The organism is Neorhizobium puerariae (assembly GCF_042429745.1).
In the GTDB taxonomy this organism is placed as follows: Bacteria; Pseudomonadota; Alphaproteobacteria; order Rhizobiales; family Rhizobiaceae; genus Neorhizobium; species Neorhizobium puerariae.
Genome location: NZ_JBHMAA010000005.1, coordinates 1 through 26,070, shown reverse-complemented (window position 1 = coordinate 26,070; position 26,070 = coordinate 1). Strand labels below are relative to the sequence as shown.

Annotated in this window: 25 protein-coding genes; 4 read left to right on the top strand and 21 right to left on the bottom strand. The window is 63.1% G+C overall.

Going from position 1 to position 26,070, the window contains the following annotated elements; translation table 11 throughout:
- Positions 1–19 precede the first annotated feature (19 nt).
- The 3 genes from ACFFP0_RS03240 to ACFFP0_RS03230 all read right to left on the bottom strand — a co-directional run bounded on the left by ACFFP0_RS03240 (position 20) and on the right by ACFFP0_RS03230 (position 4,560).
- Complete coding sequence (locus tag ACFFP0_RS03240; RefSeq protein ID WP_377256128.1) at positions 20–2,254, bottom strand: primosomal protein N'; 2,235 nt, start codon at positions 2,252–2,254, stop codon at positions 20–22.
- Between the two features lie 84 nt (positions 2,255–2,338).
- Positions 2,339–3,478, bottom strand: coding sequence for an AAA family ATPase (locus ACFFP0_RS03235; RefSeq protein ID WP_377256122.1), 1,140 nt, complete (start codon positions 3,476–3,478; stop codon positions 2,339–2,341).
- Between the two features lie 152 nt (positions 3,479–3,630).
- On the bottom strand, positions 3,631–4,560 hold the full coding sequence (locus ACFFP0_RS03230) for a lysophospholipid acyltransferase family protein (RefSeq protein ID WP_377256117.1): 930 nt from the start codon (positions 4,558–4,560) through the stop codon (positions 3,631–3,633).
- Between the two features lie 151 nt (positions 4,561–4,711).
- On the opposite strand from ACFFP0_RS03230, the gene ACFFP0_RS03225 reads away from it, so the two are divergent.
- Entirely contained in the window at positions 4,712–5,647 is a 936-nt protein-coding gene (locus tag ACFFP0_RS03225; RefSeq protein ID WP_377256112.1) for a tyrosine recombinase XerC, read from the top strand.
- 82 nt (positions 5,648–5,729) lie between these two features.
- Positions 5,730–6,806, top strand: coding sequence for a TraB/GumN family protein (locus ACFFP0_RS03220; RefSeq protein ID WP_377256221.1), 1,077 nt, complete (start codon positions 5,730–5,732; stop codon positions 6,804–6,806).
- 3 nt (positions 6,807–6,809) lie between these two features.
- On the opposite strand, the gene ACFFP0_RS03215 is transcribed toward ACFFP0_RS03220, so the two are convergent.
- The 17 genes from ACFFP0_RS03215 to sdhC all read right to left on the bottom strand — a co-directional run bounded on the left by ACFFP0_RS03215 (position 6,810) and on the right by sdhC (position 23,990).
- The gene (locus ACFFP0_RS03215; RefSeq protein ID WP_377256108.1) at positions 6,810–7,310 is read right to left on the bottom strand and encodes a cytochrome b; all 501 of its coding nucleotides are present in this window, start codon (positions 7,308–7,310) and stop codon (positions 6,810–6,812) included.
- A gap of 131 nt (positions 7,311–7,441) precedes the next feature.
- Complete coding sequence (locus tag ACFFP0_RS03210; RefSeq protein ID WP_377256103.1) at positions 7,442–7,747, bottom strand: type II toxin-antitoxin system RelE/ParE family toxin; 306 nt, start codon at positions 7,745–7,747, stop codon at positions 7,442–7,444.
- Positions 7,737–8,009 carry a type II toxin-antitoxin system ParD family antitoxin gene (locus ACFFP0_RS03205; RefSeq protein ID WP_377256099.1) on the bottom strand — a complete coding sequence of 91 codons (273 nt, stop codon included), beginning with the start codon at positions 8,007–8,009 and terminating at the stop codon, positions 7,737–7,739. The genes ACFFP0_RS03210 and ACFFP0_RS03205 overlap by 11 nt, the downstream gene beginning before the upstream one ends.
- Positions 8,010–8,084: 75 nt before the next feature.
- Positions 8,085–9,491 carry a dihydrolipoyl dehydrogenase gene (gene lpdA / locus ACFFP0_RS03200; protein WP_377256095.1) on the bottom strand — a complete coding sequence of 469 codons (1,407 nt, stop codon included), beginning with the start codon at positions 9,489–9,491 and terminating at the stop codon, positions 8,085–8,087.
- 281 nt (positions 9,492–9,772) lie between these two features.
- On the bottom strand, positions 9,773–10,282 hold the full coding sequence (locus ACFFP0_RS03195) for a hypothetical protein (RefSeq protein ID WP_377256090.1): 510 nt from the start codon (positions 10,280–10,282) through the stop codon (positions 9,773–9,775).
- A gap of 4 nt (positions 10,283–10,286) precedes the next feature.
- Positions 10,287–10,703, bottom strand: coding sequence for an MAPEG family protein (locus ACFFP0_RS03190; RefSeq protein WP_377256087.1), 417 nt, complete (start codon positions 10,701–10,703; stop codon positions 10,287–10,289).
- A 15-nt stretch (positions 10,704–10,718) separates the two neighbouring features.
- Positions 10,719–11,942, bottom strand: coding sequence for a 2-oxoglutarate dehydrogenase complex dihydrolipoyllysine-residue succinyltransferase (odhB, locus tag ACFFP0_RS03185; RefSeq protein ID WP_377256084.1), 1,224 nt, complete (start codon positions 11,940–11,942; stop codon positions 10,719–10,721).
- Positions 11,943–12,002: 60 nt separating this feature from the next.
- Positions 12,003–14,999, bottom strand: coding sequence for a 2-oxoglutarate dehydrogenase E1 component (locus tag ACFFP0_RS03180; RefSeq protein WP_377256081.1), 2,997 nt, complete (start codon positions 14,997–14,999; stop codon positions 12,003–12,005).
- A gap of 277 nt (positions 15,000–15,276) precedes the next feature.
- On the bottom strand, positions 15,277–16,179 hold the full coding sequence (sucD, locus tag ACFFP0_RS03175) for a succinate--CoA ligase subunit alpha (RefSeq protein ID WP_377256078.1): 903 nt from the start codon (positions 16,177–16,179) through the stop codon (positions 15,277–15,279).
- Between the two features lie 18 nt (positions 16,180–16,197).
- Positions 16,198–17,391: an ADP-forming succinate--CoA ligase subunit beta gene (gene sucC, locus ACFFP0_RS03170; RefSeq protein ID WP_377256074.1), complete on the bottom strand. Its 1,194-nt coding sequence runs from the start codon at positions 17,389–17,391 to the stop codon at positions 16,198–16,200.
- A 34-nt stretch (positions 17,392–17,425) separates the two neighbouring features.
- Complete coding sequence (gene mdh / locus ACFFP0_RS03165; RefSeq protein ID WP_377256071.1) at positions 17,426–18,388, bottom strand: malate dehydrogenase; 963 nt, start codon at positions 18,386–18,388, stop codon at positions 17,426–17,428.
- A gap of 176 nt (positions 18,389–18,564) precedes the next feature.
- Positions 18,565–19,731, bottom strand: coding sequence for a cell division protein ZapE (zapE, locus tag ACFFP0_RS03160; RefSeq protein ID WP_377256068.1), 1,167 nt, complete (start codon positions 19,729–19,731; stop codon positions 18,565–18,567).
- Positions 19,732–19,759: 28 nt separating this feature from the next.
- A complete protein-coding gene (locus ACFFP0_RS03155; RefSeq protein WP_377256218.1) occupies positions 19,760–20,293 on the bottom strand; it encodes a protease inhibitor Inh/omp19 family protein in 534 nt (177 codons plus the stop codon).
- Positions 20,294–20,557: 264 nt separating this feature from the next.
- Complete coding sequence (locus ACFFP0_RS03150; RefSeq protein WP_377256065.1) at positions 20,558–21,337, bottom strand: succinate dehydrogenase iron-sulfur subunit; 780 nt, start codon at positions 21,335–21,337, stop codon at positions 20,558–20,560.
- Positions 21,338–21,355: 18 nt separating this feature from the next.
- Positions 21,356–23,197 carry a succinate dehydrogenase flavoprotein subunit gene (sdhA, locus tag ACFFP0_RS03145; RefSeq protein ID WP_377256063.1) on the bottom strand — a complete coding sequence of 614 codons (1,842 nt, stop codon included), beginning with the start codon at positions 23,195–23,197 and terminating at the stop codon, positions 21,356–21,358.
- A 7-nt stretch (positions 23,198–23,204) separates the two neighbouring features.
- A complete protein-coding gene (gene sdhD, locus ACFFP0_RS03140; RefSeq protein WP_377256060.1) occupies positions 23,205–23,585 on the bottom strand; it encodes a succinate dehydrogenase, hydrophobic membrane anchor protein in 381 nt (126 codons plus the stop codon).
- Positions 23,586–23,597: 12 nt separating this feature from the next.
- Positions 23,598–23,990 (bottom strand): succinate dehydrogenase, cytochrome b556 subunit, encoded by a 393-nt coding sequence (gene sdhC / locus ACFFP0_RS03135; RefSeq protein ID WP_377256057.1) that lies wholly within the window; start codon positions 23,988–23,990, stop codon positions 23,598–23,600.
- 284 nt (positions 23,991–24,274) lie between these two features.
- Between sdhC and ACFFP0_RS03130 the strand changes: the two genes are divergently transcribed.
- Positions 24,275–24,685 carry a hypothetical protein gene (locus tag ACFFP0_RS03130; RefSeq protein ID WP_377256054.1) on the top strand — a complete coding sequence of 137 codons (411 nt, stop codon included), beginning with the start codon at positions 24,275–24,277 and terminating at the stop codon, positions 24,683–24,685.
- A 54-nt stretch (positions 24,686–24,739) separates the two neighbouring features.
- Here ACFFP0_RS03130 and ACFFP0_RS03125 read toward each other — a convergent pair whose 3' ends face one another.
- Complete coding sequence (locus tag ACFFP0_RS03125) at positions 24,740–25,123, bottom strand: winged helix-turn-helix transcriptional regulator (protein WP_377256051.1); 384 nt, start codon at positions 25,121–25,123, stop codon at positions 24,740–24,742.
- Between the two features lie 125 nt (positions 25,124–25,248).
- Between ACFFP0_RS03125 and ACFFP0_RS03120 the strand changes: the two genes are divergently transcribed.
- Positions 25,249–25,833, top strand: a complete 585-nt coding sequence (locus ACFFP0_RS03120) for a glutathione binding-like protein (protein ID WP_377256047.1) — start codon at positions 25,249–25,251, stop codon at positions 25,831–25,833.
- Positions 25,834–26,070 lie beyond the last annotated feature (237 nt).

Here is a 26,070-nt window from a genome sequence, read left to right as displayed (position 1 = left end):
AGTCGTAACGACGCGCCGCTCAGAGGAAACTCTGGGGATCGATATCGAGCTGGATTTGCACCGAGCCGCGCTGTTTGGGTCCATGCGCCAGCATGGCCTTCAGGAACCCCTGCATGTCGGAATTTCGACGGCCGTGCACCAGCAAGCGGAAGCGATGGCGCCCACGCACCAGAGCAAGCGGCGCCTCGGCCGGACCGAGCACGGAAATGCCGGTGACCTTCGGCGCCGCGGCGCGCAAGCCGCGCGCGTGGTTTTCCGCATCCGCCCGCGTATCGGCCGAAACGATCAGCGAGGCGAGCCGGCCGAAAGGCGGCAACAGCGCCCTTTCCCGCTCGGAGATCTCCCGTTCATAAAAGGCGCCGGCATCGCCCGAGACGATCGCCTGCATGACCGGATGCTGCGGCTGGAAGGTCTGCAACAGGCCATGGCTCTTCAGGCCGGTGCGGCCGGCGCGGCCGGTCACCTGCGAGAGAAGCTGGAAGGTGCGTTCCGCCGCGCGTGGATCGCCGTTCGAAAGGCCGAGGTCCGAATCGACGATGCCGACGAGCGTCATCAGCGGGAAGTTATGCCCCTTGGCGACGAGCTGCGTGCCGATGACGATATCCGCCTCGCCCCTGGCGATCGCCTCCAGTTCGAGCCGCATGCGTTTGACGCTGCCGAGCAGGTCCGAGGACATGACGATCGTCCGGGCATCGGGAAAGTGCTTCTCGACCTCTTCGGCGATGCGCTCCACGCCCGGCCCGCAGGCGACGAGATGGTCGAGCGTCCCGCATTCCGGGCAGGCTTCCGGCGTCGGCTCGGCGTAACCGCATTGATGGCACTGGATCTGGTTCCTGAACCGGTGCTCCACCAGCCAGCTCGAACACTGGGGACACTGGAAGCGATGTCCGCAGACGCGGCAGAGCGTCAGCGGCGCATAACCCCGGCGGTTGAGGAAAAGCAGCGCCTGCTCGCCCTTTTCGATGGTCTTCGCGATGGCCCTGATGAGGACCGGCGACAGAAAGCCGCCGCGCTCCGGCGGATGCCGGCGCATGTCGATGAGATGCAGGTCCGGCAAGGCCGCATCGCCGAAACGGGTCGGCAGATGAACCGTGTTGTAGCGGCCCGAAAGACCGTTGACCTGACTTTCGACGGAGGGAGTGGCGGAAACGAGCACGATCGGGAAATCGCCGATCCGGGCGCGCACCACCGCCATGTCGCGGGCATTGTAGAAGACCCGGTCCTCCTGCTTGTAGGCCGGATCATGCTCCTCGTCGACGATGATCAGGCCGAGCTCCTCGAAGGGCAGGAAGAGCGCGGAGCGCGCGCCGGCCACCACCCTCACCTCGCCGGTCACCACGCCGCGCCAGACCTTCTCGCGCATGCGCGGCGAAAGATCGGAATGCCATTCGCCGGGCTTGGCCCCGAACCGGTCCTCGAAACGTTCGAGGAAGCTGGTGGTTAGGGCGATTTCCGGCAACAAGATCAGGACCTGCTTGCCGCGCCTCAACGTCTCGGCGATCGCCTCGAAATAAACCTCCGTCTTGCCGGAGCCCGTGACCCCGTCGATCAGCGCGGCGGAAAAACCGCCGGCGCGGATCGACCCGACGATTTCCTCCGCGGTCTCCTTCTGAACCCCCTCGATACGCGGCGCGGTGTAATCGGGTTCGGGCTTTGCGACCACGGGCGGCGGCGGCAGGAAGATCGTCTCGAACATGCCCTGCGCCGTCAGCCCGTCGATGACGCTGAGCGACACGCCGGCGGCATGGGCAAGCCCGCTGCGGGTCCAGGGAATATCCTCCCCGCCGGCAAGTTCGAGAACCCGGGTGCGCGCGGGCGTCAGGCGTTCGGGCTGGCCGCCGAGATAACGCAGTCCCTCCACCATCGGCTCGGGTCCCAGCGCAGCGGGTGCGCGGATCGCCATGCGCGCCACAAGGCCCGGCGGCGACAGCGTATAGGCCGCCACCCAGTCGACGAAATCCCGCATCTCCTTCGAAAGCGGCGGGCAATCGAAGGCGAGCGTGATCGGCCTGAGCTTCTTGGGATCGAGCCCGGGGGGAGCAGTGTCGGCGTTCTCCCCGTCCCAGACGACGCCGATCAGTTGCCGCGGCCCGACCGGCACCTGAACGACCGAACCGGGCTCCACATGCATACCTTCCGGCACGGCATAGCTATAGGCGCCCGGCACCGGCAGCGGCACCAGGACCGGCACCACGCGAACGAGCGGCGGTGCTTCGAAAAGCGAACCGAAGAGATCGGACGAATCTTTGCCCATGGGCGGCGACCATGCCCCGCGCGGGAACAAAAGTGAACCCTCTATAACGCCGTACGTGCCCCGTGGCGCGCAAAGCAAGCGCGGTCATTCCTCGTCCTCATCGTCGGGAACGCCGGTCAGCCGCATGCCCTCGATCCAGGTGGCGCCGTCCTGGCGGATGACGTGCTTCGGCCGAATGCCGCACCGCTCCCCCACCGCCGATGCGAGCAATTCCGCATGGGTGACGATCCAGATCTGGCTGGAGCGGGAAGCCTCCGCGATCATGCCGGCAAGCGGCGACAACATGTCCGGATGCAGGCTCGCTTCCGGCTCGTTGAGCGCGATAAACGGCGGCTGGCGATAGGACATCAGCGCCGCCGCCAGGCCAAGGAAGCGGATCTGCCCGTCGGAAAGCTCGCGCGGCTGGAAGACGCGTCGCGGGAAATCGGGAAAGACCAGCCCGAATTCGGCATATTCCCCCGGTTCCGGCACGTGCAGCCTCGCTCCGCCGAAGGCGGCGGCAATCGCCCGGTCGAGCTCGACCGTGTCTTCGCGGGTGTGCACCAGCGTCGCAAGCACGGCGGCAAGGTTGCTCCCATCCTGGTCGAGCAATGGCGAGGTCACCGCAAGGCAGGGCTGCCTGAGCGGCGAATCGCGGTCGGTGCGGAAACCATGGAAGAACCGCCAGCCATCGACCATGCGCCGGAAAGCCCCGGCCTCCGGATAGTGCCCGGCATCGCCAAGCAGCGCGATTGCGGTTTCGGAGGTCATGGCCTGCTCCGGATATTCCTCCATCCGGCCGCGCTCGCCCCGCACCATGATGCCGGGGCCGGCGCGTTTCATCATCGTCACCGGCCGCGAGCCGGTCTCTATGAGAAGCTCCTCCGCCTTGACCTGCGGCTCGAAGGCAAAGCCTGCCGCAGCCTGTGGCGGACGCAGCCCGGCCTCTACGCGATAACGGAAGGTGACTGCGCGCTCCTCGTCGAGGACTTCGACTTCCAGCCTGATGCGGAAATTCTTTTCCTCCCGGCGCGGTCCCGACCAGAGCACCGAGGCCATGCCGCCTTCCGCCGCGATCTCATAAGCCAGCGTGCCGCGCACGGCCGCCTGGACGAGCTGCAATGCACGATAGAGATTGGATTTCCCGACGCCGTTCTCACCGATGAACAGGTTGACGCCTGCAAGATCCATCCGGATCGAGCGAAGCGAGCGGTAGTTCTGGGCGAACATCGAGCGAAGCAGCATGCCCCATTTCTAGCTCAGCCCGCCAAAGAAAAGAACGCCGCTCAGCCGAATTCAAGGATATGCGGATATCCCTCCTGCTCCGCGACGTCGGCCAGCAGGTCGATACCGGCTGGAAGCGCATTGCCGGACACGGAGATGGAGATGTCCGTCATTCAGGCTGCCGACGCCGCTTCCGGACGGCTTTCGGCGGCGAACCTGGCATCGCCATCGGCGGCAAGTTCGAAGACCGTATGATGTTCGAGCGCCTTTGTGACCTCCGCGACATCGCCTTCCAGCTCGTTCGGCTGTATCATCCGGCCGACGATGAAATCGAAACGGTCGCCCTTCTTGTTGAGCAGTTCATAGAACACCGTCATGTCGCGCAGCTCGGTCGACCATTTGGCGAACCAGTAGAACAGGCCGGAATTGCGCGCCCGCATATGGATCGGCAGGATGGGCATGTTGTATTTGCGCGCCAGCCCGACGGCCGAGGTCTTCCACGGCCTTTCGTTCAGCCTGCCCTCCGCCCAATAGGCGATGCGGCCGGATGGGAAAAGCACCATCACCTTGCCGTCCTCGACCGTCTTGTTGGTGAGCACCAGCGTCTCGCGGGTCTTCAGCTTGCTTTTGTATTCCTCCCGCCATTCGACGGGAATGATCATCTCGGCAAAGCGCGGGTTGACGCGGACGGCATCGCGATTGGCGAAGATCATCATGTCGGGCCGCCGCGCCTTCAAGAGGTCGAAGACGGCGACGCCGTCGGCGATGCCGGTCGGATGATTGCTGACGAGGATGAAGCCGCCCTTTTCCGGGATGCGCTCGCCCCTGGCGACGCGGATATCCAGCTTCAGCACGTTGCTCAGGTATTCGAACGACTGGAAGCCGGGCATGTTGGCGACATCGTCGGCGAATTCGATCGCCTTGCCATAGCGCAGCAGCGCGTAAAGAAATGGCCGCATCACCGGCCAGAGGGGATTCCGGACGATGCGCTGGCCGCGCTCGGCGATCAGCGTATCGACGATGTGGCCGGGCTTTCCTTGGGAAACGAGAGCGATTGTTTCAGCGAACTGTCCGAAAGTGGTGATGGAATCACGGCGCGCCATGGAAACTCCCGCAGACAGGGTCGGCAGTATATCGCAGCCCTGTGTGATCGAACTATGACGTCATTGCTAACGCCCAAGCGCGGCTTAGGAATTTCGTAACGCCGTCGGTAGCAATCTGGGCGTCCGTTCTCATAATTCAACAGGTCAGAGATTGAACGAACTGCTGATCATCGCCGCGCCCGATCTCGTCGAAAAACGCCACGAATGGCTCCAGAGCCTGGCGGGCGAGCGCCGGCTTTCGGGCAATACGCTGGATGCGTACGAGCGCGATACCCGGCAGTTCCTGACATTTCTGACGGGACATCTGGGCGGTCCCGCGAAGCTTGGCGATATCCATACATTGCGGCCGGCGGACCTGCGCGCCTTCCTTGCCGCGCGCCGCCGCGAAGGGTCCGGCGCCCGCTCGCTCGGCCGCCATCTGGCGGGGCTGCGTTCATTCCTGCGCTATCTCGAACGCAAGGGGCTCGTGAACGCCGCGGCCGCCGGCGCGATCCGCGCGCCGAAGCAACCGAAATCCCTGCCGAAACCGCTGTCCGATCGCCAGGCCATGAATGTCGTCGCGGCGGACGCGCAATTGCAGGAGGAGCCCTGGATCGCCGCCCGCGACGCAGCCGTACTCACCCTCCTCTACGGCTGCGGACTGCGCATTTCGGAAGCGCTCGGCCTGCGGCCGGCCGATCTTGCGCCCGGCTCGACGGTGCTGCGCATCACCGGCAAGGGCGGCAAGACCCGCATCGTGCCGCTGCTGCCGGTCGTCTTTGACACCGTCGCGGCCTACAGGAAGCTTTGCCCCTTCCACATTGCCCCGGAAGAACCGCTTTTCCGCGGCGCGCGTGGCGGGCCGCTGCAGCCGGCGATCATCCAGCGCGAGATGCAGAAGCTCAGAAGCGCCCTGGGCCTGCCGGAAACCGCAACGCCGCATGCGCTGCGCCATTCCTTCGCCACGCACCTGCTGGCCGGCGGCGGCGACCTGCGCACCATCCAGGAACTGCTCGGCCATGCCAGCCTGTCGACCACCCAGGTCTATACCGGCGTCGATTCCTCGCGGCTGCTGGAAGTCTACGACCGCGCCCATCCGCGCGCATGAACCTATCGTTAACCACCCGCGTTAAGCGGTTGTCGAAATGCTGTCGCTAATATGCTCGCAGCCTTTCCGGACGGATGACATGATGACTCCCGCCTTTGCCTCTTCCGCTGGCGCTTTTTTCAGGCGCGCCCAAAACCTTACCCTGTGGCTGATCGCGGCGGCGCATCTGGTCGCCCTCGTTTCGCTCCTTCTCGTCCTGGGATCGCTGTCGCCCGCCCGCGCGGAAGCACCCGCATGCACGGGCGCCAATCTCCTGGAGGAGATGAAAGGCGAAAACCCCTCCCTCTACCGGCAGATCCTGGCCGAGGGCGCCAAGGTGCCGAACGGCAAGGGCATTCTCTGGAAGATCGACCGGCAGGGGCTGGAGCCATCCTATCTGCTCGGCACCATGCACGTTTCCGATCCGCGCGTGCTCGGCATGCCGCCGGGCGCCGCCGCTGCCCGGGCGGCCAGCAGGACCGTGGTCATCGAGTCCGACGAGATCCTGGACGAGAAGAAGGCGATGGCCGGCATTCTGACGAGGCCGGAGCTGACCATGTTCACGGACGGCAACTCGATCGAGAAACTGCTGCCCAAGGAAGACTTGGCCTTGCTCGAAGCCGGCTTGAAGGCGCGCGGCATCCCGCTTGCCGCGGTCTCGCGCATGAAGCCATGGATGCTGATGGCCTTCGTTTCGCTTCCCCCATGTGAAATGGCGCGCAAGGCGCAAAATCCGGACTTCCTGGACAAGCAGATCGCGCTGGACGCCCTCGCCGCCGGAAAGCCGGTCAAGGGACTGGAAACCTTCGCAGAACAGCTTTCGGCCATGGCGGCGATCCCGGTCGAGTTTCACCTGAAATCCCTGGTCGAGACGATCAGGCTCGGCCCGAAGATGGACGATGTCTTCGAAACGATGACGGAACTCTATCTTTCCGGAGAAATCGGCCTCACCATGCCGTTGCTCAAGGCTGTCGCGCCCGATGGCAGTGACGATGCGGGTTATGCCGAGTTCGAAAAACTCGTCGTGACCAAGCGCAACCATCTGATGGCGGAACGCGCCGCCCCCCTCCTGGCGGAAGGCGGAGCCTTCATCGCCGTCGGCGCGCTTCACCTGCCCGGTGAAGAAGGCCTTGTCGAGCTTCTGCGCAAGCAGGGCTTCACGGTGACAAGGGCGGAGTGAGGCTCAGCCGACCGTCATCCGCCGCAGGACGTTGGTCTTCCAGTAGAACTGATGGACAAGCGCACCGAGAACGTGGGCGATGACGACGATCCAGAGGAGCACCTTCAGGACATCCGCATGCACGTCGCCCGCCTGACCGTTGCCGAGGTAATAGGCGCCAATTCCCGTCAGCGGCATGGCGATCAGCAGCAGGTAGAGCGCCACATGGGCGATCTTCGCGCCCAGCCTGAAAAGGGCGGGCTCTTCGGGCGGAGCGGCCGGCACGCCGGACGTGAAGCGAAGGATGAGGCGCAGCGCGACGAGAATCAGGATCGCGATGCCGACATAAGCATGGATGTTGGCGCCGGCAACCTGCTCGGCGGTGGCGCTGCCGGTACGGCGAATGGCGCGATTCCATTCCTCTATGCCGTCTGCGAACAGCAGGTTGAAGAAGACGAGCAACGCGGTGCCCCAATGCAGCACGCGCTGCGAAAGCGAAAATGAAACTGGAGTAGAACTTTCCATTTTTTCCACCTTTTTCAATATGTTAGCGGTGGAAACTATATGCTCCGCAGCTTCATTGCCAAGCCACGACCTTGAAGATGACCAAGATTTAATGCTGGAATTGACAGATCACATGAAATCGTTTCTGCGACCTAGCTCGCAGGCCATTCGGCATCGTCCAAATTCTGGCCAGCATAAAATATCCTGAGAACAGTCAGCTCTTCCGCCGCCACGCGATAGGCTACGACCACGCGCCGCTCAAAGACCAGAGTTCGAACTCCTGCGGCAAGGTCATCGCGGCTGCGCCCTCGCATGGTCATTGTTTGCAAGGTGCCGCAGAAAGCGCGAATTCGGCGGATGAAACCGATCGCACGCTCTGGGCTGTCACGTGCGATGAAATGATAAATGGCCTCCAGGTCCGCATCCGCCAACGGATGGAACAGGACTTTAGCGACCACGGCCCCTGCTCTTCATAAGATCTTCGTGAACACGTTCCAGGCGGTCGAAGACATCGTCAGCAGAAATTCCCGACCTGGTATCATTGATCGCCTCCCGGATCTTCGCGTCGACGACCTGATCCAGAATATGTTCTTCACGATCCAATGCTCTCAAGGCAGCCCGCATGACTTCGCTGGTGGACACATAGGACCCCGCCTCGACGCGAGCTTTGATCGCGTCGACCATTTGAGACGGCAACGTAATGCTGATCTTCTCGTTCATCCGGTCACTAGCCTCGACACGAAAAAGGGTAGGATAAAATCCTACCCTTTTCAATCACCGACAAGCTGTTGCCGATCACATATGGATCGGCTTGAAGAACGTGCCGAGGGCGGCTTCCTTCACCGCCTCGGACATGGTCGGGTGCGCATGGCAGGTACGGCCGAGATCTTCCGACGAGCCGCCGAATTCCATCAGGACGGTGATCTCGTGGATCATCTCGCCGGCGCCGAAGCCGACGATGTGGCCGCCGAGAACGCGATCCGTCTCCTTGTCGGCGAGGATCTTCACGAAGCCGTCGGTCGCCAGCATGGCGCGGGCGCGGCCATTCGCGGTGAACGGGAACTTGCCGACCTTGTAGGCGATGCCCGCGGCCTTCAGCTCTTCCTCGGTCTTGCCGACGGAAGCGACTTCCGGCTGGGTGTAGACGACGCCGGGGATGACGTCATAGTTCACATGGCCGTGCTGGCCTGCAAGGATTTCGGCCAGCGCCACGCCCTCGTCTTCCGCCTTGTGGGCAAGCATCGGACCCTTCACCACGTCGCCGATCGCATAGATGCCCGCGACGTTGGTCTTGAAGTGACCGTCGATCTCGACACGGCCGCGATTGTCGAGCGCGACGCCGACGGCTTCAAGGCCGAGGCCTTCGGTATAGGGCTTGCGACCGGTGGAGATCAGCACGACATCGGCTTCGACGGTTTGCGCCTCGCCGCCCTTGACCGGCTCATAGGTGACCTTGGCGCCGGAAGCGGTCTTCTCGACGGCCGTCACCTTGGCTTCGGTGCGGATGTCCATGCCCTGCTTGGCCATCATGCGCTGGAACTGCTTGGAAACCTCGCCGTCCATGCCGCCGAGCAGCTTGTCGAGATATTCGATGACGGTGACCTTGGCGCCGAGGCGCAGCCAGACCGAGCCGAGTTCCATGCCGATGACGCCGCCGCCGACGACGATCAGGTTCTGCGGCACCTTGTCGAGCGCGATCGCGCCGGTCGAGGAAACGATGACCTTCTCGTCGATCTCGACATTGACGCCCGGAATGCCGGCGACGTCGGAACCGGTGGCGATCACGATGTTCTTCGCTTCGAGTTCCTGCACCTTGCCGTCTTCGCCGGTGACGGAAACCTTATCCGCGGCGACGATCTTGCCGGTGCCGATGAAGCCGTCAATCTTGTTCTTCTTGAAGAGGAAGGAAACGCCGTCGACATTCGACTTAACGGTGGCGTCCTTGTGCGCCATCATCTTTTCGAGGTTCAGCTTCGGCGCCGAAACCTCGACGCCCAGCGCATCCATGCCATGGGCGGCGTGATGGAACATTTCGGAAGCGTGCAGCAGCGCCTTGGAAGGGATGCAGCCGACGTTGAGGCAGGTGCCGCCGTAGGTGGCGCGCTTTTCCACCACCGCGACCTTGAGGCCGAGCTGGGCGGCCTTCACCGCGCAGACGTAACCGCCGGGACCACTACCGATGACGACGACATCATAAGCCATTGTTCTCTTTCCTTCTCTTGATCTCAGCGCTGTTACGCTTTCTGTTCGTTTCACCGCAATTCCGGACGCAAAACCGCTGCGCACCTTTGCTGGAACTGCCTTAGCGTCCATCACTCACATCGAGGATGGCGCCGGTTATAGAGGACGCCGCAGGCAAGGGCAGATGAGGAATGGCATCGCGGCCTCATCCACCCTTCCCGGCCGCTGCATGGAAATGCTGGAAGCCATCACCGCGCCGATACCGCGGCTTCCGCCGGTCGCCAGGGGAACGGGAGCCTCGCTCATGCCTTGCATTCCTTGAATTCGTAGAGATCCCAGGGAACGTCTTTCAGACCACTCTTGTCCCAGAGCGTCGAATGGCGGATCGCCGGGCCGAAACCGGGCATCAGGACCGCATCCGGCGCCTGGGAACCTTCGGCGCCCAGTATGTCGATATGGCCGGTTGCCACATCGAGCGCATAGGGTACGCCGGTCCAGACGGTGCAGGCCCTCAATTCCGCCCCGGTCGCATCCCCTTCGGGGCAGTTGTTCATGATCATGCCCGCCGGCCTCTTCGACTCCTCGTCATACATCACGTTCCCGTCGAGCTTCAGCTTGCCGCCGCTGCCTCCGGTAACTGTGAAGAGATGGCTGACCGCCGCCGCATCGGAGCCGACCGGCTCGAAAGCAAGCCTGGTGCCGGCATCCGCCTCCACGAAAATCGCCTTCTCGATCGCGCAGCGTTCCACCGCGCCGGCCCATCCGGGTATCAGGCACAGGGTCAGCAGCGATGCTTTGAAGGACTGCCGCATGGCGTCACCTGAGAATCGCGATGATCATGGCGAGCAGGCCCGCCATGCTGATCAGCCAGACGAAGGAGCGGAAATACGGGATGCCGGCCAGATAGAGCGGCAGGTAGACGATCCGCGCGACGAACCACACCCAGCCGCCGATCAGGCCCCAGCCCGAAGCATCGCCACCGGCAAAGGCGACGCCGAGCAGCAGGCCGACGAATGCCGGATAGGTTTCCTGGAAATTCCTCGAGGCGCGTGCCGCACGGCCCGTCAGCCTGCCTTGCGGCTCCAGCCCCTCGTCCCGCGGGCCGGCATTCCATGTCGAACCGAGCTCGCGGGTCGAAAGCACGCCCTGCAGCAGAATATGGAAAACGAGCAGGACAACGCTCAGGGCAAGCAGCGTCATGTAAGGCGTTGCGGTAACCCCAGGCATTTCCATCGCTCCAATCCCGTATCAGAGATCGAGAACCAGACGTTCCGGATCTTCCAGGCTCTCCTTGACGCGAACGAGGAAGGTGACCGCTTCCTTGCCGTCGACGATGCGGTGATCGTAGGAAAGCGCCAGATACATCATCGGGCGGATGACGACCTGACCGCCGATCGCGACCGGGCGCTCCTGGATCTTGTGCATGCCGAGGATGCCCGACTGCGGGGCATTCAGGATCGGCGAGGACATCAGCGAACCGTAGACGCCACCGTTCGAGATGGTGAAGGTGCCGCCCTGCATGTCGGCCATGCCGAGCGCGCCGTCACGGGCAGCCTTGCCGAGCCGACCGATTTCCTTCTCGATCTCGGCGATCGACATCTGGTCGGCATCGCGCACGACCGGAACGACAAGGCCCTTGTCGGTGCCGACGGCGACGCCGACATGGCAGTAGTTCTTGTAGATGATGTCGGTGCCGTCGATCTCGGCGTTGACGGCCGGCAGTTCCTTCAGCGCGTGGGTCACGGCCTTGGTGAAGAAGCCCATGAAGCCGAGCTTCACGCCGTGCTTCTTCTCGAACACGTCCTTGTAGCGGTTGCGCAGGTCCATGACCGCCTTCATGTCCACCTCGTTGTAGGTGGTGAGCATCGCGGCGGTATTCTGCGCGTCCTTGAGGCGGCGGGCGATCGTCTGGCGCAGGCGCGTCATCTTCACGCGCTCTTCGCGGGACGCATCGTCGGCGGACGAAACCGGACGCGGTGCGGCCGGCGCTGCGGGAGCGGAAATCCCCTTGGCGACAGCGGCGATCACATCGCCCTTCAGGACCTGGCCGCGCTTGCCCGAACCTTCGATATCGGCGGTGGAGACATTGTTGTCGGCGGCGATCTTCGCGGCGGCGGGAGCCGGCGGCATGGAAGAAGCCGCGGCGGCGGCCGGAGCAGGCGCAGCGACAGCAGCCGGTGCCGGAGCGGCAGGTTCGGCAGCCTTGGCCGGAGCGGCGGTCGCGGCACCCGCACCGCCTTCCGCGATCTGGCCAAGCAGCGCGCCGAGGCCGACGGTCTCGCCGTTGTTGGCGACGATCTCGGTCAGAACACCGGCTGCAGGTGCGGGAACTTCCACGGTCACCTTGTCGGTTTCGAGTTCCAGGAGCGGTTCGTCAGCCTTGACCGTGTCGCCGACCTTCTTGAACCAGGTGCCGACGGTTGCCTCGCTGACGGACTCGCCGAGAGTGGGGACGCGAATTTCGGTGGCCATGATCTGTTTCCGTGTTTTTCAGATATCGTTTGCAGAGTGATGGGAAAGGCGGCTGATGTCTCAGCCGCCGAGCGCGTCTTCGAGGAAGGCTTCGAGCTGCGCCAGATGCTTCGACATCTGGCCCGTTGCCGGCGAAGCGGCAGCCGGGCGGCCCGTGTAGCGGACGCGCTGGTATTTCGCATCGATATGGGCGAGCACCCATTCCAGGTACGGGTCGATGAAGGCCCATGCGCCCATGTTCTTCGGCTCTTCCTGGCACCAGACCATCTCGGCGCTCCGGAAGCGGGACAGCTCGTTGATGAGCGCCTTGGCCGGGAACGGATAGAGCTGTTCGATGCGCAGCAGGTAGATGTCGTCGATGCCGCGCTTTTCGCGCTCTTCCAGGAGGTCGTAATAGACCTTGCCGGTGCAGAGCACGACGCGACGGATCTTGCTGTCCTTCTGCAGCTTGATCGGACCGTCCTTGATGACCTCCGCATCGTCCCAGAGCAGGCGATGGAAGGAGGATTCGCCCGCCATTTCGGCAAGCGAGGAAGTGGCCCGCTTGTGACGCAGCAGCGACTTCGGCGTCATCAGGATCAGCGGCTTGCGGAAGTCGCGCTTCACCTGGCGGCGCAGGATGTGGAAGTAGTTGGCCGGCGTCGTGCAGTTGGCGACCTGCATGTTGTCTTCGGCGCACATCTGCAGCCAGCGCTCCAGACGGGCGGAGGAGTGTTCCGGACCCTGGCCTTCGTAGCCGTGCGGCAGAAGGCAGACGAGACCGGACATGCGCAGCCACTTGCGTTCGCCCGACGAGATGAACTGGTCGAAGACGACCTGCGCGCCGTTGGCGAAATCGCCGAACTGGGCTTCCCAGAGGGTCAGCGCGTTCGGGCGGGCCAGCGAGTAGCCGTATTCGAAGCCGAGAACCGCCTCTTCCGAAAGCATCGAGTTGATGACTTCATAGCGGGCCTGGGTCGGCGACAGATTGGCGAGCGGGATGTAGCGGTCTTCCGTATCCTGATCGTAAAGGACCGAATGACGCTGCGAGAACGTGCCGCGTTCGCAATCCTGGCCGGACAGGCGGATCTTCGTGCCCTCGACGGCGAGCGAACCGAAAGCCAGCGCCTCGGCCATCGCCCAGTCTATGCCTTCGCCCGTCTCGACCATCTGGGCGCGGTTTTCCATGAAGCGCTTGATCGTGCGGTGGGCGTTGAAACCGTCCGGAACGGTCGACAGCTTGCGGCCGATCTCCTTGAGCTGCTTCATCGGCATCGCCGTCTTGCCGCGGCGCTGCTCGTCGGCATTGTCGGCGGAGCGCAGGCCCGACCACTGGCCGTCCAGCCAGTCGGCCTTGTTCGGCTTGTAGCTCTGGCCGGCCTCGAACTCGGTCTCCAGATGCGCGCGCCAGTCGGCCTTCATCTTTTCGAATTCGCCTTCGGTGACCAGGCCTTCGGCGATCAGTCGGTCGGCATAGATCTGCGCGACGGTCCTGTGGCCACGGATGACCTTGTACATCTTCGGCTGCGTGAACGCCGGCTCGTCGCCCTCGTTATGGCCGAAGCGGCGATAGCAGAACATGTCGATGACGACCGGCTTGTGGAACTTCATCCGGTATTCGGTGGCGATCTTCGCTGCGTAGGTGACCGCTTCCGGATCGTCGCCGTTGACGTGGAGGATCGGCGCCTCGATCATCTTGGCGACGTCGGACGGATAGGGCGACGAGCGCGAGAAGGCCGGATTGGTGGTGAAGCCGATCTGGTTGTTGATGATGACATGCATCGTGCCGGCGACGCGGTGGCCGCGCAGGCCGGAAAGGCCGAGGATTTCGGCCACCACGCCCTGGCCGGCGAATGCGGCGTCGCCGTGGATCAGCAGCGGCAGAACCTTGGCGCGCTCGCGAAGCGGGATGATATCGCCTTCCCACACCTTGGCGAGCATGTCCTGCTTGGCGCGGGCCTTGCCCATGACGACGGGGTTGACGATTTCGAGATGCGACGGGTTGGCCGTCAGCGACAGGTGAACCCTGTTGCCGTCGAATTCGCGGTCGGAGGAAGCGCCGAGGTGGTACTTCACGTCGCCGGAACCTTCGACTTCGTCCGGCTTGAACGAGCCGCCCTTGAATTCGTGGAAGACAGCGCGATGCGGCTTGCCCATGACGTTGGTCAGAACGTTCAGGCGACCACGATGGGCCATGCCGAGAACGACTTCTTCCAGGCCTTCCTGGCCGCCGCGCTTGATGATCTGCTCCAGTGCCGGGATCAGCGATTCACCGCCGTCGAGACCGAAACGCTTGGTGCCCTTGAAGCGGACGTCGAGGAACTGCTCGTAGCCTTCGGCTTCGACCAGCTTCTGCAGGATCGCCTTCTTGCCGTTGGCGGTGAACTCGACACCCTTGTCCGGCCCTTCGATGCGTTCCTGAATCCACTGCTTCTCTTCAGGGTTGGAGATATGCATGAACTCGACGCCGATCGTCGAGCAATAGGTGCGCTCCAGGATCTCGATCATCTCGCGGATGGTCGCGTATTCGAGGCCGAGCACGTTGTCGATGAAGATCTTGCGGTCGTAATCGGCCTCGGTGAAGCCGTAAGCGGTCGGCGAAAGCTCGTTGTAATCCTCGACCGGGGCGGCAAGGCCGAGCGGATCGAGCTTGGCATGCAGGTGGCCGCGCATGCGATAGGCGCGGATCATCATGATGGCGCGGACGGAGTCACGCGTCGCCTGCAGCACGTCGGCATCGCTCGCCGGCTTGCCGGCTGCGGCCGCAGCTTCCTCGACCTTCGCCTTGACCTTCTTCTCGATCGCCTTTTCCACGGCCGGCCAGTTGCCGTCGAGCGCCGACACCAGCTCGCCGTTTGCGGCGATCGGCCAGTTGCTGCGCTGCCAGGAAGCACCCGTCGCCGCTTTCTTCACATCGGCGGGATTGTCGGCAAGCGCCTTGAAGAAAGCCTGCCATTCCGGCGCAACGGAATTCGGATCGTCTTCGTACCGGGCGTAGAGCTGCTCGATATAGGCCGCATTCTGACCATCGAGGAAAGATGTGATGAGGAACTGCTCGTTGGCTTCTTGCCGTGCCATGGTTTCTTGCGGGCGCCGCGCCCGCCTCCTGACGTGGTCGGAACCGGGAGGCCTCCCGTCTCCGCATTTTCTTGTTCTGTCGTCGGCTATTCCAAGCCGCCGTAGCGGTAAGCGCCTCTGAAAACGCGATCCAGGGCGCCGAACCAGGACAGGCGAGGCTTGCACCGCTTCGCCTGTCCGAAACTTGTCGGACCGCTCGCCGCCGCTCCAGGGCATCGAACCGATCGGAAAATCCGATGCCCACGATCCGGAGCTGGCGGGTGCCCCTTATGTGGCGTCAGCCCTTCAGGACTTCAACCAGGGTCTTGCCGAGGCGGGCCGGAGACGGCGACACCTTGATGCCTGCCGATTCCATGGCCGCGATCTTCGATTCCGCATCGCCCTTGCCGCCGGAAACGACCGCGCCGGCATGGCCCATGGTGCGGCCCTTCGGAGCCGTACGGCCCGCGATGAAGCCGGCCATCGGCTTCTTGCGGCCCTTCTTGGCTTCGTCCTTGAGGAACTGCGCCGCATCTTCTTCAGCCGAGCCGCCGATTTCGCCGATCATGATGATCGAGGTCGTGGCGTCGTCTGCGAGGAACATTTCCAGGACGTCGATGAACTCGGTGCCCTTGACCGGGTCGCCGCCGATGCCGACAGCCGTCGTCTGGCCGAGGCCTTCGTTCGAGGTCTGGAAGACGGCTTCGTAGGTCAGCGTGCCCGAGCGGGAAACGATGCCGACCGAACCCTTGCGGAAGATCGAGCCCGGCATGATGCCGATCTTGCATTCTTCCGGCGTCAGCACGCCCGGGCAGTTCGGGCCGAGCAGGCGCGACTTCGACTTGTCGAGCTTGGCCTTGACCCGCACCATGTCCATGACCGGGATGCCTTCGGTGATGCAGGTGATGAACGGGATCTCGGCGTCGATCGCCTCGATGATCGCGTCCGCGGCACCCGCCGGCGGAACATAGATGACGGACGCGTCGGCGCCGGTCTTGTCCTTGGCTTCGGCGACGGAAGCGAAGATCGGCAGGGTTTCGCCCTTCGAGCCGGTCCAGGTTTCGCCACCCTTCTTCGGATGGATGCCGCCGACCATCTGCGTGCCGTAATAGGCGAGCGCCTGTTCGGTGTGGAAGGTGCCGGTCTTGCCGGTCAGGCCCTGAACCAGGACCTTGGTATTCTTATTGACGAGAATGGACATGAGTTCCGGTCCTTCAAATTAGCCGTTGATCGCCGCGACGATCTTCTTCGCCGCGTCGTCCAGATCGTCGGCAGCCGTGATGGCCAGACCGGACTCGTTCAGGATCTTCTTGCCAAGGTCGACATTGGTGCCTTCGAGGCGAACCACGAGCGGAACCTTGAGGCCGACTTCCTTGACCGCGGCAACGACGCCCTCGGCAATGATGTCGCACTTCATGATGCCGCCGAAGATGTTGACGAGGATACCCTCGACCTTCGGGTCGGCCGTGATGATCTTGAAGGCCGCAGCCACCTTCTCCTTGCCGGCGCCGCCGCCGACGTCGCAGAAGTTCGCCGGCTCCTTGCCGTAGAGCTTGATGATGTCCATCGTCGCCATGGCGAGGCCGGCACCGTTGACCATGCAGCCGATATTGCCGTCGAGGGCGACATAGGCGAGGTCCCACTTGGAGGCTTCGATTTCCTTGGCGTCTTCCTCGGTCTCGTCGCGCAGCGCCTTGACGTCGTCGTGGCGGAACAGCGCATTGCCGTCGAAGGAAACCTTGGCGTCGAGCACGCGCAGATGGCCGTTCTTCATGACGATCAGCGGGTTGATCTCGAGAAGGGACATGTCCTTCTCGTTGAAGGCCTTGTAGAGGATCGGGAAGAGCGACTTGGCGTCTTCGGCGGCAGCGCCTTCGAGCTTCAGGGCGCCGGAGATCTTCGCGACGTCGTCGGCGGTCACGCCGGCTTCCGGGTCGATGCCGATCGTCAGGATCTTCTCGGGCGTATCATGGGCGACGGCCTCGATGTCCATACCGCCTTCGGTCGAAACGACGAAAGCGACCTTGCCGATCGAACGGTCGACGAGCAGCGAGCAGTAGAGCTCGCGGTCGATGTCGGCGCCATCCTCGATATAGAGGCGGTTGACCTGCTTGCCGGCTTCACCGGTCTGGGCGGTCACCAGCGTGTTGCCGAGCATGTCCTTGACGTTGGCGACGACCTCGTCGATCGACTTCGCAAGGCGCACGCCGCCCTTTGCGTCCGGGCCGAGTTCCTTGAACTTGCCCTTGCCGCGACCGCCGGCATGGATCTGGCTCTTCACCACGTAGAGCGGGCCGGGAAGCGACTTCGCAGCGGCTTCCGCCTCTTCGGCCTTCAGGATGGCCACACCTTGGGCCACCGGCGCACCGTAGCTCTTCAGCAGAGCCTTGGCCTGATATTCATGGATATTCATGGGTCAATCCCTGTTTCGATGACTTCAGCGCTCGTTACTTCAGAGCCGGCGCAATGTTGATGCAGGCTTCGCAGAGGCCGGCGACGGCGCCGACGGACTTCTGGAAGGCCGCTTCCTCGTCCTTGTTGAATTCGACTTCGATGACGCGCTCGACGCCGCCGGCGCCGATGATCGTCGGAACGCCGACATACATGTCCTTCACGCCGTACTGGCCGGAGAGATAGGCGGCAGCCGGCAGGACGCGCTTCTTGTCCTTCAGGAAGGATTCCGCCATTTCGATCGCCGAGGCGGCCGGGGCGTAATAGGCCGAACCGGTCTTGAGCAGGCCGACGATTTCGGCGCCGCCGTCACGGGTGCGCTGGATGATTTCTTCGAGGCGTTCCTTGGTGACCCAGCCCATCTTGACGAGGTCGGTCAGCGGAATGCCGCCGACGGTGGAATAACGGGCGAGCGGCACCATCGTGTCGCCGTGGCCGCCGAGAACGAAGGCGGTGACGTCCTGGACGGAAACGTTGAATTCTTCCGAGAGGAAGAGACGGAAACGGGCCGAGTCGAGCACGCCGGCCATGCCGACCACCATGTTCTTCGGCAGGCCGGAGAACTTCTGGAGGGCCCAGACCATCGCGTCGAGCGGGTTGGTGATGCAGATCACGAAGGCGTTCGGGGCATATTTCTTGATGCCGGCGCCGACCTGTTCCATGACCTTGAGGTTGATGCCGAGCAGGTCGTCGCGGCTCATGCCCGGCTTGCGGGCGACACCGGCGGTGACGATGCAGACATCGGCGCCTTCGATGGCGGAATAGTCGCTCGCGCCGGAAAGCTTGGCATTGAAGCCCTCGACGGGGCCGGACTGGGCGATATCAAGCCCCTTGCCCTGCGGAATGCCGTCGGCAATGTCGAAAAGGACGACGTCGCCCAGTTCTTTCAGGCTGGCGAGATGCGCCAGCGTGCCACCAATCATGCCAGAACCAATGAGTGCGATCTTCTTGCGCGCCATCGAAAAGCTTCCTTTCGAGATCCGAGTCCACGGCAGGCTAGGGCAGACCCGCCAATGTGGCAGATCGCATACAGCTATCCGGAGAAAATGGCAATCGATTATTTTTGGATCAGCTTTTTCAATCGGTTAGATATTAAAATTCTTACGTAAACGTAAGAATTTCCGTCATCAAACCTTCAAACGGCACGGCGCTTTTCCTGATGCAGCGCAAGATAATCCGGGCTGCGCATCTCAAAAAGGCGGGAAACGGTGCGGTCGAATTCGAAGCCCTCTGTCCCCTTCCTTTCCAGAAGGATATCCTCCGGTGCCGTTGCCGCGGAAACATAAAGCCTGACCGTATGATCGTAAAGCGCGTCGACCAGATTGATCAGCCGCTTCGCCTCGTTCCGCCTGTCCGGCCCGAGCTGCGGGATATGTTCCACGAAAACGGCGTCGAACCGGTCGGCGATCGCCAGATAGTCGGAAGCGCCGAGCGGCTTGCTGCAGATATCCGAAAAATCGAACCGCGCGGCGCGCCCGGCGGCGGCAGGAACATGGATGCTGCGGCCTTTCATCGGAATTTCGACCGGCCCGGCCTTTTCCCCTTCCGTCACCTGATGCCAGGCGGACTCCATCGCCGCATCGGCGCGCCCGTCGAGCGGCGTCACATAGACCGGCAGACTGGCAAGCTTCTGCATGCGGTAGTCGGTCGGGGAATCCAGCGTCACCACGTCCACGTGCCTGTTGAGAAGACCGATGAACGGCAGGAAGAGCCCACGATTCAGCCCATCCCTGTAGAGGTTTTCCGGAGCCACGTTGGAGGTCGCGACCAGCACGCAGCCGAGATCGAAAAGTTCGGTGAAGAGCCGTGCCAGGATCATCGCATCGGTGATGTCGGTGACGGAAAACTCGTCGAAGCAGAGCAGCTCCGCTTCCGCGTAAAGAGCGGCGGCAACCGGCGGCACGGGGTCTGCCTGCCGCGTCTCGCCCTGCTTCACCTTCATGCGATGCGCATGGATGCGGTTATGCACATCCGCCATGAATTCGTGGAAATGCGCCCGGCGTTTCTTTTCCGTCGGCGCCTTCTTGAAGAACATGTCCATCAGCATGGTCTTGCCGCGCCCGACGCTGCCATGCACGTACAGGCCCCGGATGGCGCGCGGACGGCCGGCAGGGCCTTTTGCGAACAGCCAGCCGAGCGCGCTTTTCTTCTTGGCGGGCCGCGCCTCCCGAAGGCAGGCGAGCACATGGTCCAGCTTGGCGGCCACGTCGAACTGGGCGGCATCAGCCGTCAATGTGCCGGATGCCGTCAGAGCCTTCAGTTCTTCGCCGACGCTCGCCGTGTATTCGGGAATGGGTTCCAACCGGACGCTCTCGACTGTGGGAAGACGCTCAGCGACTCAGGCTGACCGGCTGGCCGGAATTCAACGTGCCGTCGAAACGGTTGTCGGCGCTCTTGTAGACCCGCCCGATGACGTCGCCCGCCCGGTTCTTGAACTGGACCATCTTGCCCGAGACGTCCCAGGACCCCATGGTCGTGAGTTCGCCGGCGCAACCCCGGGTGCCGCCACGCGAGCCGCCGCCGAGATTGGTGAGCGTCAGGAACATGTCGCAGGAGGAGCCGCCGTTGCCGACGCGCCAGTTGCCGACCATCGCCTCCTTCTTGATGTCGAGGGCGCTTGCCGGAGCCGGAGCGTTCGGGTCCACGGACGCCATGGCCGGGTTTGCCGCCGGTGCGCTCGGGAACTGCGAGGCATTGGCGCCGCCGGGCGGCGGAAGCTGGCCACCCTGGACGGATGGGACAGGCTGCGCCTGGAGGGGAGCGGGTTGTGAAGGCAGGTCGCTATAGGGACTGTACGAGGTACGCTGGCAACCGGCAAGTGCAATGGCAAGAACCAGGCCCGTCGCCACATATCTGAAATGCATCATCTAACTCCCGCTTTCAGTCGGTATTCGCCGCTAATGCCACTGAATTGAGACCGAATTATCGTAAAGCGAATTGGTTAATCAAGTCATACCAGGACAATTTGGCAGTCCGTTGAAGGTCGCGCCACACAAGTTCCGATCGATTTCGGCAGGAAAGGAAGGCATCGACGCGTATTGCACCGGACCAGGACCGCTGGCGATACCGCAGCAGCCCACCCCCGGAACAGGAAGCGGGCTGCGGCATGGGAGGACATGGCGGGCCCGTCAGACGCGACGTTCGACCATCATCTTCTTGATCTCGGCGATCGCCTTGGCCGGATTCAGGCCCTTCGGGCAGGTCTGGGCGCAGTTCATGATCGTATGGCAGCGATAGAGCCGGAAGGGGTCCTCGAGGTTGTCGAGGCGTTCGCCCTTGGCTTCGTCGCGGCTGTCGATCAGCCAGCGATAGGCCTGCAGGAGGACGGCCGGGCCGAGATAGCGGTCGCCGTTCCACCAGTAGCTCGGACAGGAGGTCGAGCAGCAGGCGCAGAGAATGCACTCGTAGAGGCCGTCGAGCTTGAGGCGGTCCTCGTGGCTCTGCTTCCACTCCTTGGCCGGCGGCGGCGAAACCGTTTTCAGCCACGGCTCGATCGAGCGGTGCTGGGCGTAGAAGTTGGTGAGGTCCGGAACGAGGTCCTTGACCACCGGCATGTGCGGCAGCGGATAGACCTTCACGGTGCCCGTGATGTCGTCCATGCCCTTGGTGCAGGCGAGCGTGTTCGTCCCGTCGATGTTCATGGCGCAGGAGCCGCAGATGCCTTCGCGGCAGGAGCGGCGCAGCGTCAGCGTCGGGTCGATCTTGTTCTTGATGTAGAGCAGACCGTCGAGAACCATCGGGCCGCAATCGTCGAGATCGATATAATAGGTGTCGATCCGCGGGTTCTGGCCGTCATCCGGATTCCAGCGATAGACGCGGTATTCGCGGACGTTCTTGGCGCCTTGCGGCTTCGGCCAGACCTTGCCTTCGCTCATCTGGGAATTCTTGGGGAGAGAAAGTTCAACCATGTTCCAGGTCCCTTGAGATCAGTACACGCGGGCCTTCGGCTCGATCTTGTGCGGATCGATGCCGTCTGCGATGAGCTCGGTGTGGACCGGACGGTAGTCCAGCTTGACGTCGCCGCCCTCGCTTACCCAGGCGAGCGTATGCTTGCGCCAGTTCTCGTCGTCGCGGCCGGCGAACGGGCCGGACGTGTAGTCCTCGCGGGCGTGGCTGCCGCGGCTTTCCTTGCGGGCTTCCGCGCCGTAGACGGTGGTGATCGCATTCGCCATCAGGTTATGCAGCTCCAGCGTCTCGACGAGGTCGGAGTTCCAGATCATCGAACGGTCGGTGACCTTGATGTCCCTGAGCTCGCCCCAGATTTCGGACAACCGCTTGCAGCCGGATTCCAGCGATTCCTGCGTGCGGAACACGGCGGCGTCCTCCTGCATGGCGCGCTGCATCTTGTCGCGCAGCACAGCGGTCGGCGTGCTGCCCCTGGCGTTGCGCAGCCCGTCGAAACGTTCCATGATCCTGTCGCAGGCGACCTTGTCGAGCGCCGGCACCGGCTCGGTCCTGTTGACGACCTGGCCGGCGCGGATCGCGGCGGCCCGGCCGAAGACCACGAGGTCGATCAGCGAGTTGGAGCCGAGGCGGTTCGCGCCGTGAACCGAGGCGCAGCCCGCTTCGCCGACGGCCATCAGGCCCGGCAGCAGACGCTCCGGATTGTTGCTGTCGGCATTGAGCACTTCACCCCAGAAATTGGTCGGGATGCCGCCCATGTTGTAGTGCACGGTCGGCAGGACCGGGATCGGCTCGCGCGTCACGTCGACGCCGGCGAAGATCTTGGCGCTCTCGGAAATGCCCGGCAGGCGCTCGTGCAGAACGGCCGGATCGAGATGGTCGAGATGCAGGAAGATGTGGTCCTTGTTCTTGCCGACGCCGCGGCCCTCGCGGATTTCCAGCGTCATGCAGCGAGAGACGACGTCGCGCGAGGCAAGGTCCTTGGCCGAAGGCGCGTAACGCTCCATGAAGCGCTCGCCCTCGGAATTGACGAGGTAGCCGCCTTCGCCGCGCGCGCCTTCGGTGATGAGACAGCCCGAACCGTAGATGCCGGTCGGGTGGAACTGCACGAACTCCATGTCCTGCAGCGGCAGGCCCGCGCGGGCCACCATGCCGCCGCCGTCGCCGGTGCAGGTATGGGCGGACGTCGCCGAGAAATAGGCGCGGCCGTAGCCGCCGGTCGCCAGCACCACCATCTTGGCGGCGAAGCGGTGGATCGTGCCGTCGTCCAGGCACCAGGCGACGACGCCGGTGCAGCGGCCGTCATCCGACATGATCAGGTCGAGCGCGAAATATTCGACGAAGAATTCGGCGTTGTTGCGCAGCGACTGGCCATAAAGCGTGTGAAGGATCGCGTGGCCGGTGCGGTCGGCGGCGGCGCAGGTGCGCTGCACCGGCGGGCCTTCGCCGTAGTTCTGCATGTGGCCGCCGAACGGCCGCTGGTAGATCTTGCCTTCCTCGTTGCGCGAGAAGGGCACGCCGTAATGCTCCAGCTCGTAGACGGCCTTCGGCGCTTCCATGACCATGTACTGCATGGCGTCGACGTCGCCGAGCCAGTCGGACCCCTTGACGGTGTCGTAGAGATGCCACTGCCACGAGTCCGGCGTCATGTTCTGCAGCGAGGCGGCAATGCCGCCCTGCGCTGCCACGGTGTGGGAGCGGGTCGGGAAGACCTTGGTGATGCAGGCGGTGCGGAAGCCCTGCTCGGCCATGCCGAGGGTCGCGCGGAGGCCCGCCCCGCCGGCGCCCACGACGATCACGTCATAGGAATGGTCGACATAGGTATAGGCCTTGCCGGTCTGGGCGATGGGTGTGATCGATGCCATGACGGGATTATCCTGCAAACGCGATTTTCAGGACGGCGAAGAGACAGAGGCCGCCGACCAGGAGGGAGAAGAAGCCATTGAGGACGAGAAGAGCGATCTTCATGCCTTCGGAATGGACATAATCCTGGATGATTTCTTCCATGCCGAGACGCATGTGCACGATGCTGGCGACGATGGTCAGCGCATTGATCGTGGCGACGAAGGGATTGGCGAGCGCGCCGATCACTTCGGCATAGGGCTTGCCGGCGTAGAGGATCAGGAAGACGATGTAGAAGACGAGAAGCGGAACGAGCGCGACCGATGTGATCCTGATGCGCCAGAAATGATCCGTGCCGCTCTTGGCCGAGCCGAGCCCGCGGACTTTCCCGAGAGGAGTACGCATGTCCATTGTTCGATCTCCTCAGCGAACGATCAGCACGATCGCCCAGACGAGAACCGTCAGTGCGATGGAAGCGACGAGATTGGCCTTGGCGAGCTTGGTCGAGAATTCCTTCTCGAAGCCGTAACCCAGGTCCCACATGATGTGGCGCAGGCCGCCGAGCAGATGGTGAATGAGGGCCCAGGTATAGCCGAAAAGCACGAACTGGCCGACGAGCGACCCGAACAGCCAGTTGACCTGATTGAAATATGCCTCGCCGGAAGCGGCCGAGATCAGCCAGGCGGCAACCAGCAGCGTGCCGAAGTAGAGCGCCCCGCCGGTGATGCGGTGGACGATCGACATCGCCATGGTGGGAATGAATTTGTAGATTTGCAGATGCGGCGACAGGGGCCGGTTATTTGTCACATTCGCCATCAGAACCTCGCGGCGTCGTATGCGGTATAAAGGGCGGGCGCCCGCAATGCACCGTGCCGAAGAAATGTGCATTGCATCATTGGCGTGGTTTAATCGCACGGATGCCGGTCGACAAGAACAATTCAGACGGATTTCAAATTTAATCGATTGTGTCTTTCTCAAGGCCACGGCGGTTCAAATCCCCGCCGCACGTTAACCATGATTTGCAAAGAATTCGTTGCCGGCGCGACGGGCGGGATAGTTTCGTGTTAACCTTTCGTTAACGATTTCCGCCGGAGTTCGCCATGATAGCGAATCGCATGAAGCCTGTCCTCCTTGCCGGCATGATGCTGGCCGCTGCATTCCCGTCCCTCTCGCATGCGGGCGACGGCCGGGACCATGGCCGCCGGCACGCCCTGTCCGCGCCCGTCGGCGCGTTTGCCTACAACGGCGATCCCGCTGCGTTCATCAGCAGGTCCGGCATTTTCAGCGGCACGTTCGACGTGGTCCGCACCGCAAGCCGCAGCATCTACATCCTGCGGAACTATCAGGGGGCGCCCCTGATCAGCCCCGTGACCCCGATGACGGGAAGCGGCTCGGTTTCCCCCTCGGTGAAGATCATCGACGTCGCCGGCGAAACCCGGCAGGATGCGTTCGCGCCGATCGACGCCTGCGCCTACGAAGCCGGCGTCTGCATCATCCGCGGCGGCAATTGAGGCCGGAAGGCAAGCTCGGCGGCGCTATCGCGGCATGGGCGATCGCTGATCGTTTCATGACGAACGGGCGTCGTATTGAAGGCGATTGTCCTCGATTTCCAGCCGGTGGGTGGCCGCCCAATGGGCAAGCTGATGCGCGGTCTCCACCAGGGAGTGGCCGAGCGGCGTCAGCGTATATTCGACCTGCGGCGGCGTGCTGTGGTGAACGGTACGCTCCACCATGCCGTCACGCTCCAATGTCTTCAGCGTGCGCGTCAGCATCTGCTGCGAAATACCGCCGACATGCCGCTTGATCCCGTTGAAACGCCGCGAGCCCAGCCTCAGCGCCACGACGACCTGGATCGTCCATTTGTCGCCCACGCGGCTCAGGATTTCGCTGACGGCCCTGCAATCGGCATGCGGCGGTTTAACGGTCGGGGGCTTGGCGGTCACATCCATCTGACCTGCTCCTGAAAATATGCTTTTGACGGGTATTTTTAGGTCCCATAAATGGCTGTGGTCAACATTATAGACCACTTCGGCAAGAAGAAGCCGGAGACAGGTCCATCCGCAAGGAGACCGCCATGAACCTTTTCTATTACCCCGCAGCCTGCAGCCTGGCCGATCATATCGCGCTCATCGAGACCGGGCTTCCCTACAGGCTCTCCAGCATCGACCGCGAGAAGAAGACCGAAGACGGCCGCGATTTCATGTCGATCAACCCGAAGGGTTACATCCCGACCCTCGAGCTCGAAGACGGTACGATCCTGACGGAGAACCAGATCATCCTGCGCTATATCGCCGAACGAAGCGGCAAGCTTCTCCCCGGGGAGGGTATTGCCCGGTGGCGGACGCTGGAGGCGCTCGCCTTCATGTCGTCCGAGATTCATGCGAACTATATCCCCTTCTTCAAGGATTTCCCGGAGCCCGAAAAGGTCCGCGCCCGCGAAAAGCTCAAGAAGTCCTTCGCCATCCTCGCCGACCAGATGGGCGACAAGCAATTCCTGATAACCGACGAGATGACGATCGCCGACTGCTACCTGTTCTGGGTTCTGATGGTCGCACCGAAAAGCGGCGTCGACCTGCCGGAAAACCTGCAGGACTGCTTCGATCGAATGAAGGCGCGGCCATCGGTATTCCAGGCATTTGCCGAGGAGGGACTGGCGTGATCGCACGGCCGGAGAGAAGCCAGCCGTTCGGTGACCGGGCCATGCGGCACGCAAGATAAATTTTTCCGCGTTCATTTTCCCCACCCCTTTCCGCTGTGCCTATAATCCCCTCGCTTCCGTCGCCGGAGTGTTTCGCGAGACGTTCGCGGGCAGGCGGAGGCCGGCGCTTCCATCGGAACCGTAACGTGCGGGGACGGTGGAAGAGGTGAAAGCCATGGGAGCGGAACGGGAAACCGG